Consider the following 19,016-nt stretch of genomic DNA (forward strand, 5'->3'; position numbering starts at 1 on the left):
CGGCCGGGACCCGTCACGCGTGACTCGTCGCGTGACCCGTCACGCGAAGCGCGACGGGTCCCCGGCCCCCTCCCGCACGACCTCGGGCGACCCGCCCGTGAGGTCGACGACCGTCGTCGGCGTGGTGCCGCAGTCGCCCGCGTCGACGACGGCGTCGAGCACGTCGTCGAGCTCCTCCTTGATCTGCCAGCCCTCGGTCATGGGCCACTCGGCCCCGGGCAGCAGGAGCGAGGAGGACAGGATCGGCTCGCCGAGCTCCGCGAGGATCGCCTGCGCCACCGGGTGCTGCGGGATCCGCACGCCGACGGAACGCTTCTTGGGGTGCGCCAGCCGTCGCGGGACCTCCGGCGTGGCCGGGAGGATGAAGGTGTACGGCCCCGGCGTCGCGGCCTTGATGGCCCGGAAGGCGCTGTTGGACAGGTCGACCATCTGCCCGAGCTGCGCGAAGTCCGCGCACACGAGCGTGAAGTGGTGCTTGTCGTCGAGGTGCCGGATGCGCCGGATCCGCTCCGCGCCCCCGTGGTTCTCCAGCCGCGCGCCGAGGGCGTAGCAGGAGTCCGTCGGGTACGCGATGAGCGCGTCGTCGCGGAGCTGCGCCACGACCTGCGAGATCGCGCGCGGCTGCGGGTCCTGCGGGTGCACGTCGTAGTAGCGGGCCACGACGCCCACGCTAGGCCGCCGCGCGCCGGGCGCCACCGCGAGGGCGGCGCCCGGCGCGGGCGCGAGCGCGTCAGGCCGCCGGCGCCGGGACCGTGCCGAGGAGGTCGACGACGAACACGAGCGTCGAGCCGCCCGGGATGTCGCCGTTGTCCTCGGCGCCGTAGCCGAGGTCCGGCGGGATGACCAGCAGCACCTGCGAGCCCACCGTCTTGCCGGCCAGGCCCTGCGTCCACCCCTGCACGACCTGCTGCAGCGAGAAGGACGCGGGCGTGCCGCGCTCCCAGGAGGAGTCGAACGAGGTGCCGTCCCACAGCCACCCGCTGTAGTGCGCGATGACCGTGTCGGTCTCGGCGACGACCGGCCCGGTCCCCGTGATGAGGTCCTGCGAGACCAGGGTCGTGGGCGGGTCGCCGGCGACCGGCTCGATGGACGGCGCGCCGTCCTCCGCCAGCGTCACGGTCGGCAGGCCCTCCGGGGGCGTGACGGCCGTGCCCTCCGCACGGTCGGGGACGGTCTGCGCGGAGGGGATGTCGACCACGGCGACCCGCGTCGGCTCGCCCGGGATGGCGAGGAGCGCGCGCACGCCCACCTGCTGCCCGACGAGGGCCTCGACGAACGCGGTCGGCAGGGAGGTGCCGTCGAGCACGAGCTGCTCGGGGGCGCCGCCCTCGTCGTGCGTGGAGCCGAGCGCGGACCCGTCCTCGCCGGAGACCCACGTGGAGTCCAGCGCGACGATCTGGCCCTCCTCCAGGGTCTCGCCGGTGCCGGGCGTGAGGATGCGGGCGGCGACGTCGCCGACGGTGAAGGGGGTCTCGGGCAGCGTCACGGTGGCGGCGGCCCCGGGCTCGCCCTCGACCACCACCTGCTCCAGCGCCGCCTGGTCGGCGGCGCTGGTGTCCGCCGTCGCGGAGGCCGACGACGAGGGGCTGGCGCTCGCGCCGTCGGTGCCGTCGTCGGCGGAGCACCCGGCGACGACGGCCACGAGGCCGAGGGTGAGCACGCCGCCGGCGGCGACGATCTTGCGGAAGCGGGCGGTGCGGCGCACGGCGGTCCTCGGGGCTGGGGGTGGGTGTCGGCGCGCGGTGCCCGGCGGGCCTTCGGCGACCCGGCGACGGCCCGCACGCGCTGCGGTCCGGGGTCGACGGTACGCGACGGTCCTGGACGCCCCCTGGGCGCGCTGCCGGTGACTCTGCCGGTGGTCTGTCGGTGCCGTCCTCTAGCGTGCGCCCGGGGTCCACGACGACGGGGAGGTGCACGTGGCGGAGCCGCTGCGGTTCGGGCTGGTCGGCAGCGGGTGGCGCGCGGAGTTCTTCGCGCGCGTCGCCCGGCTCTTCCCCGAGCGCTACACGCTGATCGGGGTGGTGGCGCGGTCCGCGGAGCGCGGGGCGGAGGTCGAGCGGGCCTGGGGCGTGCCGACCGTGCGCACGGTCGAGGAGCTCGTGACCGGCGCCCTGCCCGGTGCCGGTGCCCGCGCCGACCGCCCGCAGCTCGTCGTCACCGCGACGCCCTGGCCCGTGACGCCCGACGTCGTGCGGGAGGTCGTCGCCGCGGGCGTGCCCGTGCTGGCCGAGACGCCGCCCGCGCCGGACGTCGACGCGATGCGCGAGCTCTGGGCCGACGTCGGCAGCACCGACCTGGTGCAGGTCGCCGAGCACAGCGTCTTCATGCCGCAGCACGTCGCCCGGCTGGCCGCCGTGCGGGCGGGGCTGCTGGGGACGGTCACCTCCGTGCACGTGTCCTCCACGCACCAGTACCACGCGGTGGCGCTGCTGCGCCGGTTCCTGGGCGCGGGCCGGGGGCCGGCGGAGGTGCGGGCGACGACGCACGTGGCCCCGCTGCTGGACCCGGCCTCGCGCGCGGGTTGGACGGGGGCGACCGAGCCGGTTCCCGCGACGACGACCCTCGCCACGCTGGACCTCGGCGAGGGGCGGCTGGGCCTGTACGACTTCACCGACAACCAGTGGCACAACCCGCTGCGGGCCAACCGCCTGCTGGTGCGCGGCAGCCACGGCGAGCTCGTCGACGACCGGCTCACGCGGTGGCTCGACCCGCGGACGGTCGTCACGTCGTCGCTGGTGCGCCGGCAGTCCGGCGTCGAGCAGGACCTCGACGGGTACGACCTCGAGCACGTCAGCCTCGACGGCCGGGTCCTGTGGCGCGCGGAGCACGAGGGCGGCCGGCTCGCCGACGACGACCACGCGGTCGCGGGGCTGCTCGCCGCGACCGCTGCCTGGGTGCGCGGCGACGGCCCGGCGCCCTACCCCCTGGCCGAGGGCCTGCAGGACCACCTGCTCGGGCTCGCCATCGGGGAGGCGGCGTCGTCGGGCGGCGTCGTGCGCACGGTCGCGGAGGCGTGGGCCTGACGTGGCACGACCCTCGTCGGGGACGTTCCGGATGCGGCGTGACCGGGGCCGCGCGACGGTAGCCGCATGACGCGTTTCGGCTACACCCTCATGACCGAGCAGTCCGGTCCCAAGGACATCGTGCGGTATGCCGTGGCGGCCGAGGAGGTCGGCTTCGACTTCGAGGTCTCCAGCGACCACTACTTCCCCTGGCTGGACTCGCAGGGGCACGCCGGCTACGCGTGGAGCATGCTCGGCGCGGTCGCGCAGGCGACGTCGCGCGTCGGCCTCATGACCTACGTGACCTGCCCGATCCTGCGGTACCACCCCGCGGTCGTCGCCCAGAAGGCCGCGACGCTGGGGATCCTCTCCGACGGGCGCTTCACCCTCGGCCTCGGCGCGGGGGAGAACCTCAACGAGCACGTCGTCGGCGAGCGCTGGCCGGCCGTGGGCGAGCGGCACGACATGTTCGAGGAGGCCGTGCACATCATCCGCGAGCTCCTCTCGGGCGAGCGGCTGACCTTCGAGGGGACGCACTTCCGCACGGACTCCGCCCGCCTCTGGGATCTGCCCGACGAGAAGGTCGAGATCGGCCTGGCCGTCTCCGGTCCGCAGTCGGTGCACCGGTTCGCGCCGCTGGGCGACCACCTCGTCGCCACGGACCCGGAGAAGGAGCTCGTCGACATGTGGCAGGAGGCGCGCCCGGCCGGGACCGGGCCGTCGCGCGCCGTCGGCCAGATCCCCATCTGCTGGGGCCCGGACAAGGACGCCGCGCTCGCGAAGGCGCACGACCAGTTCCGCTGGTTCGCCGGCGGCTGGAGGGTGAACGCCGACCTGCCGACGACCGAGGCCTTCGAGGCGGCGAGCCAGTACGTCCGCCCCGAGGACGTCGCGGAGACGATCCCCTGCGGCCCGGACCTCGACGCGATCGTCGAGGCCGTGCAGCCCTACTGGGAGGCCGGCTTCACCGACATCGCCCTCGTGCAGGTGGGCGACGAGGGCCAGCAGGAGTTCCTCGACACGGCCGCCGGGCCGCTGCTGGAGAAGCTCCGCGCGGCCGCGCCCAGCGCCTGAGGGCCCGTCGGCTCGCTGCAGGTCGGGGCGCACCGACGCTCGTCGGGCGCCCTGACCTGCGGATTCGTACGCCCGAACACCGCGCTCGGGCGTGACCGGCGGCGCAGCCGCGTGCCAGGATCGTCCCATGACCTCCTTCTCCACCCCGGGCTCCGCCGTGCCCGCGCCGGCCGCCCCCACGCCGGCCCAGGTGCGGCGCTGGCGGCAGATGCTGGCCGACGAGCGCGCCGAGGCGGCGGTCTACCGGGACCTGGCGTCACGGCGCGAGGGCGAGGAGCGGGAGATCCTGCTCGCGCTGGCGGAGGCCGAGCGGCGCCACGAGCAGCACTGGCTCGACCTGCTCGGCGACCAGGTCGGCCGGCCGCTGCGGGGCGACTGGCGCAGCCGCGTGCTCGGCGTGCTGGCGCGGCGCTTCGGGTCGGTGTTCGTGCTGGCGCTGGCGCAGCGCGCCGAGGCCCGCTCCACCTACGAGCGCGACCAGGACGCGACGCCGCGCATGGCCGCCGACGAGCGCCTCCACGAGGAGGTCGTGCGCGGCCTGGCGATGCGGGGGCGCAACCGCATGTCCGGGACCTTCCGGGCCGCGGTCTTCGGAGCGAACGACGGGCTCGTGTCGAACCTGGCGCTCGTCCTGGGCGTGGGGGCCGGCGGGGTGTCGACGTCGGTGGTGCTGCTGACGGGCCTGGCCGGGCTGCTCGCCGGGGCGCTGTCCATGGCGGCGGGGGAGTACGTGTCCGTGCGCTCCCAGCGCGAGCTGCTCGACGCCTCGCGCCCCGGGCCGCACGCCCGCAGCGCCCTCGAGCACGTCGACGTGCAGGAGAACGAGCTCGCGCTGGTCTACCGCGCGCGCGGCATGGCGCCCGACGAGGCCGCCGAGCGGGCGCACACCGTCCTGGCGGCCCTGCAGGCCGGCAACCCGCGCCGCCCGGCGTCCGGCCTCAGCCCGTCGGACGACGAGGGCGACCACGAGACGGTCGGCACGGCCGTCGGGGCGTCGCTCGCGTCGTTCGCGTTCTTCGCCTCCGGCGCCGCGGTCCCCGTGCTGCCCTACCTGCTCGGCGCCGAGGGGCTCGTGGCCGTCGCGTGGTCGGCCGCGCTCGTCGGGCTGGCGCTGTGCGCGACGGGGGCCGTCGTCGGGCTGCTGTCCGGGGCGCCGCCGCTGCGGCGGGCGCTGCGGCAGGTGGCGATCGGTTTCGGCGCCGCCGCCGTCACGTACGCGCTGGGGCTCGCGTTCGGCACGGGCGCGCTCTGACGCCGGCCTGACGCCGGGCTGACGGCGGGCTGACGTCGGGCTGACGCCGGGCGGAGGCTGCCCCGCCCTCTTAGGCTCGACGCGTGCCGCCGCCCGGCGGTGCGCGGCGCGGGGGCGTGCCGCACCGACGTCAGGGAGGTCCCCATGCGGGGCAAGGTCGCGTTCGTCCTCGGGGCAGGGGTGGGCTACGTGCTCGGCACCCGTGCCGGCCGCCAGCAGTTCGACCGCCTGAAGGCGCAGGCCGACAAGGTGTGGCAGAACCCGAAGGTGCAGGACTACGTCCACGGCGCCGAGGACCAGGTCGCGACCTTCGCCAAGAGCCAGGGGTCGGCGCTGAAGGACAAGGCCGTGGGCGCGGCGAAGGCGAAGCTGCAGGGCTCGTCGGGCTCGTCCTCGACGGAGCCGACGCCGGGCGTGGACCCGACGGCCGGCGCGCCCGCCACCCCGCCGCGGACCGCGAGCGGCGAGCCGGGACCGTCGGCGCCCGGGGGGACGCCGCAGGGCTGACCTCGGCCGCCGAGCGCGGCGGCGGCGGTCGTCCACAGGCCGCCGCACGCGTGCCGCCGCCCCTGCCCTAGCGTCCGGCTCCGCGCGGGGCGACCGTCCCCGCCGGGACGGGGTGGGTGCGGTGGCGACGGACACGGGCGGCGGGGGCGCGCCGGCGGGCGGCACCCTCGTCGTCGACACGGGGGCGCTGCGATCGCTCGCGGCCGCGCTCGACGCCGTGCGCGCGCTGCTGCCCGGCGGCACACCCGCGCTCGACGAGCTGCCGGCCGCGGTCGGGCACCCGGCGCTGGCGGCCGCCGCGCGCGACCACGTCGACGGGCGCCGCGCGGACCTGGTCGGGATGGACGACGAGCTGCGGTCCCTGGCCGAGGGCTGCCGGGCGGTGGCCGACGGCTTCGAGTCGGCGGACGGACGGCTGGCGGCCGGGGTGCCGGCCGTGGGCGGCGCCGCGTGAGCCGGCCCGCCGGCGGGTTGTCGCCGCTCGCGGCCGAAGACCCCGTCCCCGGGAGACCGGACCGCGTGAGCGCTGCCGCGGCCGAGCTCGCCCTCGCGGCGGGTGCCCTGCTCGACGCCGCTTCCCGCGTGCGGGGCTCGGTGGTCGCCGGGCAGTCCCTGGCCGCCGCCGCCCTGGCCTCCCGTGCCGGCGGGACGGCCATCGACCTCGACCGGGTCGCCGACCGGGCGGCGGCCGCGTCGCGCGCGCTCGGCACCTACGCCGCCGACCTCGAGGAGGCGCAGGCTCGCGCCCGCACGGCCCTCGAGCACGCCCGCGCGGCGGAGCGGGTGCGGGACCGTGCGGCTGCCGCGGCTGACGACGTCGTCGCGCAGCAGGTCCGCGAGGTCGACCCGGTCCGCGTCGCGGCGCTGGCCGCCGACGGGGCGGCCGCGGCGGGGGCGATGGCCGCCGCGGAGGACGACCTCGCGGCGGCGCGGGCCTCGGTGGCGGCGGTAGAGGCCGCCCGCGACGCGTCCGCCCTGGCGGCCGCGCGGGTGCTCGACGCGAACGGTCCGCTGCCGTGGTCCGCCCTGGGAGGGCTGGCGGCCTCGGTGGGAGCCGTCCTGGGGGCGGTGGTCCACGCCGTGGGGACCGGCGTGGGGACCGGCGTGGCGACCGCCGCCGGGACGGCCTGGGACGGCGTGGTGGCAGCGGGTCGGTGGCTGCTGGAGCGCCTCGACACCATCGCGCCGGTGCTCTCGATCGGCGCGTTCCTGCTCGGGTGGGTGCCGGTGCTCGGGCAGGTGCTGATCGTGCTCGCGACCGTCGCGGCCGTCGTGGCTCTCGTGCGCGATCTGTGCCGGAAGCTGCAGGGCGACGACGAGACCACCTGGTGGACGGTCGCCGGCGACCTCCTCGGCGTGGTGTCGGGCGGCCTGAGCCGCGCCATCGGCGTCGGTGTGCTGGCGGCTGCCGGCGGAGGCGTGCGCTTCGGTACGGTCGTCGGCCGGGAGGCCCGTGCCTCCATGACCTCGTTGGTGCTCTTCCGCGCCCTCCGTGCGGACCTCGGCGACGGCGTCTCGCGGGTGCGGGACGCCGCGGCGCAGGTCCGCCGGATGCCGGTCGGGGACGCGCTGGGCACGGTCGGCGCGTCCGTGCTGGGCGCCGCGCGCGCGCCGCACCAGCGCCTGCTCCGGTTGTTCGCCAACGCCGACGAGTGGCAGGCCCTCCGCGGCCTGGCGAGCACGGTCGCCGGGCGGCCCGTGCTCGGGGCGGTCCCGCTCGACGACGTCCCGCGGGAGACGGCAGCCGCGGGGACGCTCGCCTGGACCGGGATGCGGGCGTACGACGCGACGAGCCTCGTCGGGGAGGTCGGCGAGCTGCGGCGGGAGCTGATCGGTCCCGGGCGGCGCGTGGCCCGGAGCGCGTCGTGACGGCGGTCGGCAGCGGGGTCGTCGTCGTGCTGCCGGACCACTGGACCTCGGTGCCCCTCCGGGACCTCGCCGGCCGGGAGCGGGCGGTGCGCGCGGTGGTCCGGCGGCGTCTCGGGGTCGCCGACGGGCGCGCGCACCTGCGGCGCGAGCTGACGCGGGACCTGACGGCGTCGGCGCGGCGGGCGGCCGACGCGGGGGCGTGGCTGCTGGCGCTGTACGCCCTGCCCGTGCCGCAGCCCACCGGGGCGTCGCGCGACGACCGCCGCGCCGACCGGTCCGGGGACCACCCCCTGGCCGTGGTCACCGCCTCGCTGACGGCGTCCGTGCTGCCGCTGCCGGGCGGTGGGCGCGGGCTCGATGCGGTGGCGGCTGCCGTGGGTGGCGCCGCCCGGACCGCGGCGGGCGCCGGCGACCGGACGCTCGTCCGCGGGACGGGGTCCCTGGGGCCCGTGCTGCGGCGGCGGCGCGTCCTCGACCGTCCGGACGGCTCGCAGCACGTCGTGTGGGACGCGTGGCTCGACGTGCCCGCCTCGCGCGGCGGGGCGGCCGTCCACCACCTCGCCGTCGCGTCGGAGCACGTCGAGCTCCTCGAGCCGCTCACGGGGCTGGTCGACGCCGTCGTCGGCGCGGTGCACCTGCTGCACGACCGTGACCGCCCAGCAGCCTGACGCGACGACGACGGCGCCTCGCCCGTCAGCCGCCCAGCTCGGTCCGCAGGTGGGTCAGCCGTCGGCGCAGCGCGGCCGGCACCCGGTCCCCGAAGCCGTCGAAGAAGGCCTCGATGCGGTCGGCCTCGGCCGTCCACGCGTCGCGGTCGACGGTGAGCAGCGCGTCGAGGTCGCCGGGAGTCAGGTCGAGACCGTCGATGTCCAGGGCGCCGGGCGCCGGCAGGAGCCCGAGCGGGCTGCGGACCGCCGCGACGTCGTCCCGCCGCCCGCGCGCCCGGTCGACCTGCTCCGCGACCCAGGCCAGCACCCGGATGTTCTCGCCGAACCCCGGCCACAGGAACCGGCCGTCGGCGTCGCGGCGGAACCAGTTGACGCCGAAGACCAGGGGCCGGCGGTCCTCGGCGATCCCTTGGCCCACCCGCAGCCAGTGCTCCCAGTGCCGCGCCATGTCGTACCCGCAGAAGGGCATCATCGCGAACGGGTCGCGCCGCACCTCGCCGAGGGTGCCCTCCGCGGCCGCGGTGCGCTCCGAGGAGATCGTCGCCCCGAGGAACACCGCGTGCTCCCAGTCCTCCGCCTGCAGGACCAGCGGCACGTCCGCGGCCCGGCGCCCGCCGAACACGATCGCGTCGAGCGGCACGCCCGCGGGGTCGTCCCAGTCGTCCGCGATGGTGGGGCACCGGTCGGCACGGACGGTGAAGCGCGAGTTGGGGTGCGCCGCCGGGCGTCCGGCCGCGCCGTCGGCGGGGGTCCACGGGCGCCCGGTCCAGTCGGTCAGGTGCGCGGGCGGCTCGGGCGTCAGGCCCTCCCACCACACGTCGCCGTCGGGGGTGAGCGCGACGTTGGTGAAGATCGTGTCCCGGGCGACGGTCTCGACCGCCGCCGGGTTCGTCGCCGCGCCCGTGCCCGGGGCGACGCCGAAGAACCCGGTCTCGGGGTTGATGGCCCGCAGCGTGCCGTCGGCGCCCGGACGCAGCCACGCGATGTCGTCGCCGAGCGTCTCCACGCGCCAGCCGGGCAGCGACGGGCTCAGCATCGCCAGGTTCGTCTTGCCGCAGGCGGACGGGAACGCCGCCGCGACGTGGTAGCGCCGCCCCTCGGGCGAGATCAGCCGGACGAGGAGCATGTGCTCGGCGAGCCAGCCCTCGTCGCGCCCGATCACGGAGGCGATGCGCAGCGCGAAGCACTTCTTGCCCAGGAGCGCGTTGCCGCCGTACCCCGAGCCGAACGACCAGATCTCCCGCTCCTCCGGGAAGTGGACGACGTACTTCAGGCGGTTGCACGGCCACGGCACGTCGGCCCGGCGCGTCCCGTCCGCGTCGACGAGCGGCGCGCCGACGGAGTGCACCGCCGGGACGAAGGGCGCGCCGGCCTCCACGAGGGCGAGGACGTCGGACCCGACCCGCGCCATGACGCCCATGCTCACCACGGCGTAGGGCGAGTCGGTGAGCTGCACGCCGAGGGCCGACAGGGGTCCGCCGACCGGGCCCATCGAGAACGGGACGACGTACATCGTCCGGCCGCGCATGCAGCCCGCGAAGACGGCGCGGAGCTCGCGGCGCATCTCGGCCGGGTCGCGCCAGTTGTTCGTCGGCCCCGCGTCGGCGGCGTCCGAGGGGCAGATGAAGGTCCGGGACTCCACGCGCGCCACGTCGTCGGGGTCGGAGCGGGCCAGGTAGCTGCCCGGGCGGAGCTCCGGGTCGAGCGGCAGCAGGGTCCCCGTGGCGACCATGCCGGCGACGAGCCGCTGCCGCTCCCGCTCGGAGCCGTCGCACCACACGACCGCGTCCGGCTCCGTGAGGCGGGCGACGGCGTCGACCCAGGCGCGCACGTCGCCCGTCGCGGCGACGGCGGCCAGGTCCTCGAGGGTGGTGAGCGGTGCCGGGGCACGTCCGACGAGCATCGTCATGTCGGTGACCTCCTCCTGCGGGCCCGGACGGCCCGACGTCGGCCTCTATGCTTCGTCACGCAGGACGCCGCGACGACGGGGACGAGGTGTTGAGGATGGCGATTCTTGACAGCGGGTCAGATCGCGGCGGGCGGGTGGCGGCGGACGCCGACGCGCCGGGGGCGGACGCCCTGACCCTCGGGCGTCGGCTGCGGCACCTGCGGACCGCCCGCGGGCTCACCCTCGACGCGCTGGGCAGCCGGGTCGGGGTCACGGGCAGCCTGCTCTCCCTCGTCGAGAACGGGCGGCGCGAGCCGCGGCTGCCCCTGCTGCGACGCCTCGCCGAGGCCCTCGAGGTGGGCCTGCCCGACCTCCTCGACGCCGAGCCGCCCTCCCGGCGCGCGGCACTGGAGATCGCCCTCGACCGCGCGCAGCGGTCCCCCGGCTTCGAGCGCCTGTCCCTGCCGGCGGTCCGGCCCGGCCGGACGCTGCCGCTGCCGGTGCTCGAGCAGCTCGTCGGCCTGCACGCGGAGCTGGCGCGGCGCGACCTGGAGGCCGTGGCGACGCCGGAGGAGGCGCGCCGGGCCAACACCCAGATCCGGCTCGAGCGGCAGGCCCGGGACAACTACCTCCCCGACATCGAGCGCCTCGCCGAGACGATGGTCCGGCGGGCCGGGTACAGCTCCGGCGCGCTGACGCACCGGGCGGTGTCCCGCATGGCGGAGGACCTCGGCTTCCGCATCGTCCACGTCGACGACCTGCCGTCGAGCACCCGCACGGTGACGGACCTGGCGAACGGGCGGATCTACCTGCCGCCGGCATCCTCCCCGGGTGGGCACGGCCTGCGCTCGCTCGCGCTGCAGGCCATCGCGCACCGCGTCCTGGGCCACGAGCGACCGACCTCCTACGACGACTTCCTCCGCCAGCGCGTCGAGATCACCTACTTCGCCTCCGCGTGCCTGCTCCCGGAGTCCTCCGCGGTGGAGGCGCTGGGGGCTGCCAAGAAGGCGAAGGACCTCGCCATCGAGGACCTGCGGGACGCCTTCGGCGTCACGCACGAGGCGGCCGCGCAGCGCTTCACGAGCCTGGCGACGCACCACCTCGACATCCGGGTGCACTTCGTCCGGGTGGGCGGCGACGGCGCCCTGCACCGGGCCTACGCCAACGACGGCCTGCCCCTGCCGACCGACGTCACGGGTGCGATCGAGGGGCAGATCGTCTGCCGGCAGTGGGGGGTGCGGCAGGCCCTGGCCCGTCGCGACCGGTCGTCGGAGTCCTACCAGTACACCGACACGCCGGCGGGCACCTTCTGGTGCTCGACGCAGACGGGCTCGGGTACGGGGGGCCACACGGGCCTGGCCATCGGCGTGCCGTTCGCGTCCGCCAAGTGGTTCCGCGGCCGCGACACGACCGTGCGGCGCACGTCCACCTGCCCGGACGAGGCGTGCTGCCGACGGCCGTCCCCCGTCGCCGCGGCCCGGTGGGCCGACGCCTCGTGGCCGAGCGCCCGCGTCCACCAGCAGATCTTCTCCCCGCTGCCGGCCGGCGACTTTCCCGGCGTCGACTCGCGCGAGGTCTACGCCTTCCTCGAGCGGCACGCCCCGGCGGCGGGAGCCCCCGGAACGCGCTGATCGGGCCGCTGTCAGGGCAGCGGGACGTTGCGCAGGTTCGAGCGGGCCATGGCCATGACCTCCCCGACCCCGCCGCCGAGGACCTCCTTGCTCATGGCGGCCGTGAAGCCGGTGACCTGCTGGCGGGTGAGCTTCGGGGGCAGGGAGAGCGCCCGCGGGTCGGTGACGAGGTCGACGAGCGACGGCCCCTCGTGCGCGATCGCCTCGCGCAGGGCGGCCCGCACGTCGCCGGGGTGCTCGACGCGGACCGCGTGCAGCCCGACCGCTCGGGCGACCGCGGCGTAGTCGACCGCGACGGAGTCCGTCCCGTAGGACGGGAACCCGTCGACCAGCATCTCGAGCCGCACCATGCCCAGCGTCGCGTTGTCGAACAGCACCACGGTCACGTCGAGCTGCAGCTGCTGCAGCGTGATGAGCTCGCCGAGCAGCATCGACAGCCCGCCGTCGCCCGCCACGGCGACGACCTTGCGGCCCGAGGCCGCCGCGCCGCGGACGGTGAGCCCGTCGGTCCCGGCGTCGCCCTTCCCCAGCGGTGCCCGCCCGGCCAGCGCCGCTCCGATGGCGTGCGGCAGGGCGTTGGCCATCGACCCGTGCCAGAAGGACCCGATCATCCGGCGGTGGTGCGTGGGCGTCAGGTACCGCGCCGCCCAGACGTTGCACATGCCCGTGTCGACGGTGAAGACGGCGTCGTCGGGCGCCTCCTCGTCGAGCAGCACGGCCGCGTACTCGGGGTGGATCGGCTCGAGGTGCTCCACGTCCTTCGTGTACGCGCCGACGCCGCCCATGAGCTTGGCGTGCCTCGCGCGCATCCGGTCGAGGAACCGGTGGCTGTGCTTGGGCCGCACCAGGCCGAGGAGCGCGCGCACGGTCTCCCCGACGTCCCCGACGACCGCGAGGTCGTTGCGGGTGCGGCGGCCGAGGTGCGTGGCCTCGACGTCCACCTGCGCCGTGCGGACCCCCGCGGGCAGGAACTGGTCGTAGGGGAAGTCGCAGCCGAGCAGGAGCAGCAGGTCGGCGCCCTCCATGGCCTCCTGGCACGCGCCGTACCCGAGCAGCCCCGACATCCCCACGTCGTACGGGTTGTCGACCTGGACGAACTCCTTGCCCCGCAGGCTGTGCCCGACCGGGGCGTTCAGGCGCGCCGCCAGGGCCACGACGTCCTCGCGGGCCCCGCGCACACCGGCGCCCGCGAAGATCGTCACCTTGTCGGCGGCGTCGATCGCGGCCGCCAACCCGGCCACCGCGGCGGCGTCCGGGACGACGCGCGGCGCCGCGGGCCGGGTGAGCACGTCCGGCGCAGCGGGCGGCGCTTCGAGGTCGGCGACGTCCCCGGGCAGCGTCAGCACCGCGACGCCCGGGGCGCCGTAGGCGTGGTGGATCGCCGAGCGGATGACGCGCGGCGCCTGCGCGGCCGAGGAGATCATCTCGGAGTAGACCGAGCACTCCGTGAAGAGCCGGTCGGGGTGCGTCTCCTGGAAGAAGCCCGTGCCGATCTGCGCGCTGGGGATGTGCGAGGCGATGGCCAGGACCGGCACCCCGGACCGGTTGGCGTCGTACAGGCCGTTGATGAGGTGCAGGTTGCCGGGCCCGCAGGAGCCGGCGCACACGGCGAGGGTGCCCGTGATCTCCGCCTCGGCCGCGGCGGCGAAGGCGGCCGCCTCCTCGTGCCGCACGTGCACCCACGCGATGTCGGCGCCGTCCTCCCGCGCCCGGCGGATCGCGTCGACCACGGGGTTGAGGCTGTCGCCGACGATCCCGTAGACGTGCCGCGCGCCCGCGGCGAGGAGCTGGGCGACGAGCTGGTCCGCGACGGTGGTGCGGCGACGGGGCACGGTGGACCTCCGGTCCGGTGGGCGTGCTGCGCACGGCGGACCGCCGCGCGGGCGTGGCGCCATCGTCGTCCCGGGGTGCTCCGCGCGCACCTGCGCGGGGGTGCCGGCCGAGGCGCGGGGCCGTCGGTTCAGCCGACGAGCGCCGCGCGACGCAGCACCGGCCCGGCCGCCACCGCCGCGAGCACGGACAGCACCCCGGCGGCGACGACGACGTGGAAGCCCGCGTGCGCACCGGCCGCGTCGATCCGCGCACCGGCCAGCGCCGACCCGAGTGCCACGCCGGCGCCCAGGGCGGTGCCGATCCACGACAGCCCCTCGGTGAGCTGCTCCGGCGGGACGGCGGCCTGGACCAGGGTGTTGCCGTTGATGAGCGTGGGGGCGATCGCCAGGCCGGCGACGAACAGCACCACGCCCAGCACCGGCAGCGACCCGACCAGCGCGAAGAGGCACACCGCCAGCCCGAGGGCCACCATGCCGGTGGCGAACCTCTGCCCCACCGGCCGCGTCCAGTGCCGCGTGCCGTACACGAGCCCGGCCAGCAGCGACCCGACCGCGAACAGCGCGAGCACCACGCCCGCCGCCCAGGGGGTGCCCGCCTCCTCCGCGAAGGCCACCGCGGCGACGTCCACCGCCCCGAAGATCGCGCCCATGGCGACGAAGACCGCCGTCACGACGGCCACCGCCGGGGTGCGCAGCACCGTCCGACGGCGCGCCTCGTCGTGCCCGCGCGGGGCGGGCGCCGGCTCGGTGGACCGCTGCTGCAGGAAGGCCCACCCCCCGACGAGCAGCGACACCGTCCCGACGACGAGGCCGGCCGTGGGGTGGACCGCGGTGGCCAGGAAGGTCGCGAGCACGGGCCCGACGACGAAGACGACCTCGTCGAGCACGGACTCCAGCGCGTACGCGGAGTGCAGGCGGGTCGGATCGCGCCGCAGGAGGGTGCTCCACCGCGCGCGCGACAGCGAGGAGAAGGAGCCGATCGCGGCACCGCCCACGGCCGCGGCGAGGTAGAGCCAGGCCTCGGCCCAGCCGGCGACCGCGCCGACGCCGACGCCGACGAGCCCGAGCGCCGACAGCAGCATCGCCGGCCGCATGACCCGGCCCTGCCCGTGGCGGTCGACCAGCCGCGCGAGCTGCGGCGCGCAGAGGGCCTGCAGGGCGACGAACACGCCCGAGACCCGGCCCGCCAGCGCGTAGGAGCCCGTCAGCTGCGAGACGGCCAGGACGATGCCGATGCCCACCGTCGACATCGGCAGCCGCGCCAGGGTCCCCGCCGTGACGAAGGCGGGGGCACCGGGGCGGGCCAGGACGTCACGGTAGGGCTGCAGCACGGGGGACATCCTCCCAGCCCCGGGCCTGGCGGCGACCGGCCCGTCCCCCAGACCGACCGCGGAGGGGTTGACGACGGGCCGCGACGACCGCATCCTGTGCGTGTTCGTGAAGGGGAGTACCCCTCGACACCTCGTCGTCACGACGGTCCCGCGATCGGGGCCCGGCGCGGTGGACCGGACGGGCGCAGTCCGCAGCAGGACCGCCCGCGGTCGGGGGAGACCTTCGGTCGACCGACCGAGAGGTGCCCCGTGGACGTCCCCCTGTGGCTGTGGTCCGCCGTCATCGGCCTCATCCTCGCGATGCTGGCCGTCGACCTGTTCGCGCACCGGCGTGCGCACGTCATCGGTGTCCGGGAGGCGGCGGCCTGGTCCGCCGTCTGGGTCGCGATCGGCGTCGGCTTCGGCGTCGGCATCTGGCAGGTGTACGGCTCGGAGCTCGGGCAGCAGTACTTCGCCGGCTACCTCATCGAGAAGTCGCTCGCCGTCGACAACGTCTTCGTCTGGGCGATCATCTTCACGTACTTCGCCGTGCCGCGGGAGCTGCAGCACCGGGTGCTGTTCCTCGGCGTCCTCGGGGCGCTGGTGCTCCGCGGGGCCTTCATCGCCGCCGGCGCCGCCGCGATCGACGCGTTCTCCGCGATCCTCTACGTGTTCGCCGCGTTCCTGCTCTGGACCGGCGTCCAGATGATCCGGACCCGGGACGCGCACATCGACCCGTCGCGGTCGCGGGTCGTCCGCTGGTTCCGACGCGCGGTGCCGATGACCGACACCTTCCACGGCCAGCGGTTCCTCGTCCGCCGGCACGGGGCGCTGCTCGCCACGCCCCTGCTGCTCGTGCTCGTCCTCGTCGAGGTCACGGACGTGATCTTCGCCGTCGACTCGATCCCCGCGATCTTCGCCGTCACCTCCGAGCCGTTCCTGGTCTTCACCGCCAACGCGTTCGCGCTGCTCGGCCTGCGGGCGATGTACTTCCTGCTCGCCGACCTCATGCACCGCTTCGTGTACCTCAAGCTCGGCCTGGCCCTCGTGCTGGTCTGGGTCGGCGTGAAGATGGCCCTCCAGGTGGACGTCTACAAGATCCCGACGGCCGTCTCCCTCACCGTCATCGCCCTCCTCATCGGCGGTGCCGTCGCCGCCAGCCTCTGGCGCACCCGCGGCCAGGAGCGCACGGGCCTGCCGGCCCCGGAGGACCCGCCCTTCCGCGTCGCCACCGCCGAGGAGGACGCCGAGGTCGAGCCCGCCTTCCGTCGCCGCCGCGTCCCCTCGCGCGTCTAGCCGGCGCCGGGCGCCCGGCCGACCGCGGCCCCGACGAGGGCCGGGCCGGCCGTGCGCAGCAGGGCGACGTAGCGGGCCGCCCGCTCCTCGTCGTCGCCGGGGAGCAGCCCAGCCAGCTCCAGCGCGACGGCGCCGTGCACGAGCGACCACAGGTCGAGCGCCAGCCGCGCCGCGGCGTCGTCGGGCACCGCGGGCAGCACCCGGGCGACCGCGGCGCGCAGGAGCGAGAACGCCGCGGTCGTCGTCGGCTCGGGCCGCGCACCGGACGGGAGGGGGGCCTCGACGACCACGCGGTAGCCGTGCGGGGACGCCAGCGCGTGGTCCCGGTACGCCGTCCCCAGGGCGAGGAGGTCGGCCATGGCGTCACCCGTCACCGGCACCTGCGCCAGCCGGTCGGTGAACGCGGCCTGCGTCGCGCGGGAAGCGGCGCGCAGCAGCTCCTCCCGGCTGCCGAAGAGGGCGTACACCGCCGAGGCGGAGGTGCCGGCCCGGGCTGCGACGTCCCGGACGGTGAGCGCGACGGCGCCGCGCTCGGACACCACGCGGGTTGCCTCGGCCAGCAGGCGGGCGCGCAGGGTGTCGTCGTGGGTCCGGGGCCGGGGCACGGCAGGAGCCTAGCCAGCGCCGCCGCGTTGTGGAACGCTGTTCTGTAACAGCGTTCTGATTCGTCGCCGGTGGGGCGGCCGGACGGGGCGCGAGGGGGGTGGTCGCGGTGCTGGAGCTGTCCGACGACGCGCGGGTGACGGCGGGCGTCGTCCTGCTGACGGTGGTGGCGGTGGAGGCCGGCGGGGTGTCGCTGCTGCGCCTGCTGCTGGGGCGGGAGGCCGCCACGGAGTGGGTTCTTCCTGGGCGCGGCCGGGCGGGGCCGCACCACGCCGCGCCGCGTGTTCGTGCTCGTGCCCGTCGGCGCGGTGGTGCTGGCGGCGGGCGTCGTCACGCAGGGGGTCGGTCTCCTGCGGGGGTGACCTGCAGGTCCGACGTGGCGGCGACGCCCGCCGCGGGCGCTCAGCCCTGCAGCGCGTCCGAGACGACCTGCTTCGCGGCGGCCTGCACCTCGCCCAGGTGCTCCTCGCTGACGAAGCTCTCGGCGTAGATCTTGTAGACGTCCTCCGTTCCGGACGGGCGGGCCGCGAACCACGCGTCCGCGGTCGTGACCTTGAGGCCGCCGATCGCCGCGTCGTTGCCCGGCGCCCTCGTCAGGCGTGCGGTGATGTCCTGGCCGGCGAGCGTGGTGGCCGTGACCTGCTCGGGCGAGAGGGCGGCCAGGGTCTTCTTCTCCTCGCGCGTGGCCGCCGCGTCGACCCGGGCGTACCAGGACCGCCCGTGCTGCTCGACGAGGTCCGCGTGCAGCTGCGACGGCGTCCGGCCGGTCCTCGCCGTGATCTCCGAGGCCAGCAGCGCCAGGAGGATGCCGTCCTTGTCCGTCGTCCAGACGGTGCCGTCCGTGCGCAGGAAGGAGGCGCCCGCCGACTCCTCGCCGCCGAAGCCGACGGACCCGTCGACGAGGCCCGGCACGAACCACTTGAACCCGACCGGCACCTCCACCAGCCGCCGCCCGAGCGAGGCGACGACCCGGTCGATCAGCCCCGACGACACGAGCGTCTTGCCGACCGCCGTCCCCTCGCCCCAGCCCGGGCGTGCGCCGCCGAACAGGTAGGAGATCGCCACGGCGAGGTAGTGGTTGGGGTTCATGAGGCCGTCGGCGGTGACGATGCCGTGACGGTCGGAGTCCGCGTCGTTGCCGGTGGCGATGTCGTAGGGCGCCGCCCCGCCGCCGCCCGTCATCCGCTCGACGAGCGAGGCCATCGCGTACGGCGACGAGCAGTCCATGCGGATCTTGGCGTCCCAGTCGAGCGTCATGAACGACCACCGCGGGTCGACCTCCGGGTTCACCACCGTGAGGTCCAGCCCGTAGCGCTCGCCGATGGCGCCCCAGTACTCCACGGACGCGCCGCCGAGCGGGTCCGCCCCGATGCGGACCCCCGCGGAGCGGACGGCCTCGAGGTCCAGCACGTTCGCCAGGTCGTCGACGTAGGCGGTGAGGTAGTCGTGCTTGCGCGTCGTCGATGCGGCCAGCGCCTGCTCCACCGGGACCCGGCGGACGCCCTTCCAGCCCTCGCGCAGGATCGCGTTGGCACGGTCGGCGATCCAGCCCGTGGCCTCGGAGCCCGCGGGGCCGCCGTCCGGCGGGTTGTACTTGAAGCCGCCGTCCCGCGGGGGGTTGTGGGACGGGGTCACGACGATGCCGTCGGCCAGGCCCGGTCCCTGCGTGCGGACGCCGGCGGAGGTGCCGGCCCCGTTGTGCCGCAGGATCGCGTGCGAGACGGCCGGGGTCGGCGTCCAGGAGTCGCGCGCGTCGACGTGCACCTCGACCTCGTGCGCCGCCAGGACCTCCAGCGCCGTGCGGAAGGCCGGCTCCGAGAGCCCGTGCGTGTCGCGCCCGATGAAGAGCGGGCCGTCGGTGCCCTGCGCGCGCCGGTACTCGACGATCGCCTGCGTCGTGGCCGCGATGTGCGCCTCGTTGAAGGCGCCGTCGAAGGCCGACCCGCGGTGCCCGGAGGTGCCGAACACGACCCGCTGCCCGGGGTCGTCGAGGTCGGGCTCGGTGTCGTAGTACGCGCCGACGAGGGCGTCGACGTCGATGAGGTCGGACGGTTGGGCGGGGGTGCCGGCGCGCGGGTCCATGC

General features: G+C 76.3%; 16 protein-coding genes. 9 read left to right on the forward strand and 7 right to left on the reverse strand.

Translation table 11 applies throughout. The annotated features are described in order from the left end of the window. Positions 1–39: 39 nt before the first annotated feature. Positions 40–660: an L-threonylcarbamoyladenylate synthase gene (locus BM048_RS08025; protein ID WP_090032459.1), complete on the reverse strand. Its 621-nt coding sequence runs from the start codon at positions 658–660 to the stop codon at positions 40–42. Positions 661–730: 70 nt separating this feature from the next. Continuing rightward, positions 731–1,705, reverse strand: a complete 975-nt coding sequence (locus tag BM048_RS08030) for an FKBP-type peptidyl-prolyl cis-trans isomerase (protein WP_239078724.1) — start codon at positions 1,703–1,705, stop codon at positions 731–733. 211 nt (positions 1,706–1,916) lie between these two features. On the opposite strand from BM048_RS08030, the gene BM048_RS08035 reads away from it, so the two are divergent. From BM048_RS08035 to BM048_RS08065, 7 genes are all read left to right on the forward strand, one after another. After that, positions 1,917–3,023, forward strand: coding sequence for a Gfo/Idh/MocA family protein (locus tag BM048_RS08035; RefSeq protein ID WP_308439497.1), 1,107 nt, complete (start codon positions 1,917–1,919; stop codon positions 3,021–3,023). A 66-nt stretch (positions 3,024–3,089) separates the two neighbouring features. Further along, the gene (locus BM048_RS08040; RefSeq protein ID WP_090032205.1) at positions 3,090–4,076 is read left to right on the forward strand and encodes an LLM class F420-dependent oxidoreductase; all 987 of its coding nucleotides are present in this window, start codon (positions 3,090–3,092) and stop codon (positions 4,074–4,076) included. A 127-nt stretch (positions 4,077–4,203) separates the two neighbouring features. Further along, positions 4,204–5,328: a VIT1/CCC1 transporter family protein gene (locus BM048_RS08045; protein ID WP_090032207.1), complete on the forward strand. Its 1,125-nt coding sequence runs from the start codon at positions 4,204–4,206 to the stop codon at positions 5,326–5,328. Between the two features lie 144 nt (positions 5,329–5,472). Then, on the forward strand, positions 5,473–5,835 hold the full coding sequence (locus BM048_RS08050; RefSeq protein WP_090032209.1) for a hypothetical protein: 363 nt from the start codon (positions 5,473–5,475) through the stop codon (positions 5,833–5,835). Positions 5,836–5,956: 121 nt separating this feature from the next. Beyond that, a complete protein-coding gene (locus BM048_RS08055) occupies positions 5,957–6,289 on the forward strand; it encodes a hypothetical protein (protein WP_139224367.1) in 333 nt (110 codons plus the stop codon). 65 nt (positions 6,290–6,354) lie between these two features. Continuing rightward, positions 6,355–7,704 carry a hypothetical protein gene (locus BM048_RS08060; protein ID WP_090032214.1) on the forward strand — a complete coding sequence of 450 codons (1,350 nt, stop codon included), beginning with the start codon at positions 6,355–6,357 and terminating at the stop codon, positions 7,702–7,704. Continuing rightward, positions 7,701–8,372: a hypothetical protein gene (locus tag BM048_RS08065; RefSeq protein ID WP_090032216.1), complete on the forward strand. Its 672-nt coding sequence runs from the start codon at positions 7,701–7,703 to the stop codon at positions 8,370–8,372. Before BM048_RS08060 ends, BM048_RS08065 begins: the two co-directional genes overlap by 4 nt. Positions 8,373–8,397: 25 nt before the next feature. Here BM048_RS08065 and BM048_RS08070 read toward each other — a convergent pair whose 3' ends face one another. Further along, positions 8,398–10,281, reverse strand: a complete 1,884-nt coding sequence (locus BM048_RS08070; protein ID WP_239078723.1) for a phosphoenolpyruvate carboxykinase (GTP) — start codon at positions 10,279–10,281, stop codon at positions 8,398–8,400. Between the two features lie 95 nt (positions 10,282–10,376). Here BM048_RS08070 and BM048_RS08075 point away from each other — a divergent pair, with 95 nt between their 5' ends. Continuing rightward, a complete protein-coding gene (locus BM048_RS08075; RefSeq protein WP_090032219.1) occupies positions 10,377–11,891 on the forward strand; it encodes a helix-turn-helix domain-containing protein in 1,515 nt (504 codons plus the stop codon). A gap of 11 nt (positions 11,892–11,902) precedes the next feature. Here the strand turns inward: BM048_RS08075 and BM048_RS08080 are convergent, their stop codons facing one another. Both BM048_RS08080 and BM048_RS08085 read right to left on the reverse strand, forming a co-directional pair. Further along, positions 11,903–13,723 carry a pyruvate dehydrogenase gene (locus BM048_RS08080; RefSeq protein ID WP_239078722.1) on the reverse strand — a complete coding sequence of 607 codons (1,821 nt, stop codon included), beginning with the start codon at positions 13,721–13,723 and terminating at the stop codon, positions 11,903–11,905. A gap of 128 nt (positions 13,724–13,851) precedes the next feature. After that, the gene (locus BM048_RS08085) at positions 13,852–15,063 is read right to left on the reverse strand and encodes an MFS transporter (RefSeq protein WP_090032223.1); all 1,212 of its coding nucleotides are present in this window, start codon (positions 15,061–15,063) and stop codon (positions 13,852–13,854) included. Between the two features lie 240 nt (positions 15,064–15,303). Here BM048_RS08085 and BM048_RS08090 point away from each other — a divergent pair, with 240 nt between their 5' ends. Further along, positions 15,304–16,329 (forward strand): TerC family protein, encoded by a 1,026-nt coding sequence (locus BM048_RS08090; protein WP_090032225.1) that lies wholly within the window; start codon positions 15,304–15,306, stop codon positions 16,327–16,329. Here the strand turns inward: BM048_RS08090 and BM048_RS08095 are convergent. Further along, positions 16,326–16,934 (reverse strand): TetR/AcrR family transcriptional regulator, encoded by a 609-nt coding sequence (locus tag BM048_RS08095; protein ID WP_090032227.1) that lies wholly within the window; start codon positions 16,932–16,934, stop codon positions 16,326–16,328. The genes BM048_RS08090 and BM048_RS08095 overlap by 4 nt on opposite strands. A gap of 400 nt (positions 16,935–17,334) precedes the next feature. Next, positions 17,335–19,014: a phosphoglucomutase (alpha-D-glucose-1,6-bisphosphate-dependent) gene (gene pgm, locus BM048_RS08105; RefSeq protein ID WP_090032229.1), complete on the reverse strand. Its 1,680-nt coding sequence runs from the start codon at positions 19,012–19,014 to the stop codon at positions 17,335–17,337. Positions 19,015–19,016 lie beyond the last annotated feature (2 nt).

The sequence above is a fragment of the Cellulomonas marina genome (genome assembly GCF_900111925.1).
GTDB lineage: Bacteria > Actinomycetota > Actinomycetes > Actinomycetales > Cellulomonadaceae > Cellulomonas > Cellulomonas marina.

Bases quoted from the DNA above. Each gene is read 5' to 3' on its own strand.
- BM048_RS08040 (WP_090032205.1), top strand. From the start codon at position 3,090: ATGACGCGTTTCGGCTACACCCTCATGACCGAGCAGTCCGGTCCCAAG.
- BM048_RS08045 (WP_090032207.1), top strand. From the start codon at position 4,204: ATGACCTCCTTCTCCACCCCGGGCTCCGCCGTGCCCGCGCCGGCCGCC.
- BM048_RS08050 (WP_090032209.1), top strand. From the start codon at position 5,473: ATGCGGGGCAAGGTCGCGTTCGTCCTCGGGGCAGGGGTGGGCTACGTG.
- BM048_RS08070 (WP_239078723.1), bottom strand. From the start codon at position 10,281: ATGACGATGCTCGTCGGACGTGCCCCGGCACCGCTCACCACCCTCGAG.
- BM048_RS08075 (WP_090032219.1), top strand. From the start codon at position 10,377: ATGGCGATTCTTGACAGCGGGTCAGATCGCGGCGGGCGGGTGGCGGCG.
- BM048_RS08085 (WP_090032223.1), bottom strand. From the start codon at position 15,063: ATGTCCCCCGTGCTGCAGCCCTACCGTGACGTCCTGGCCCGCCCCGGT.
- pgm (WP_090032229.1), bottom strand. From the start codon at position 19,014: ATGGACCCGCGCGCCGGCACCCCCGCCCAACCGTCCGACCTCATCGAC.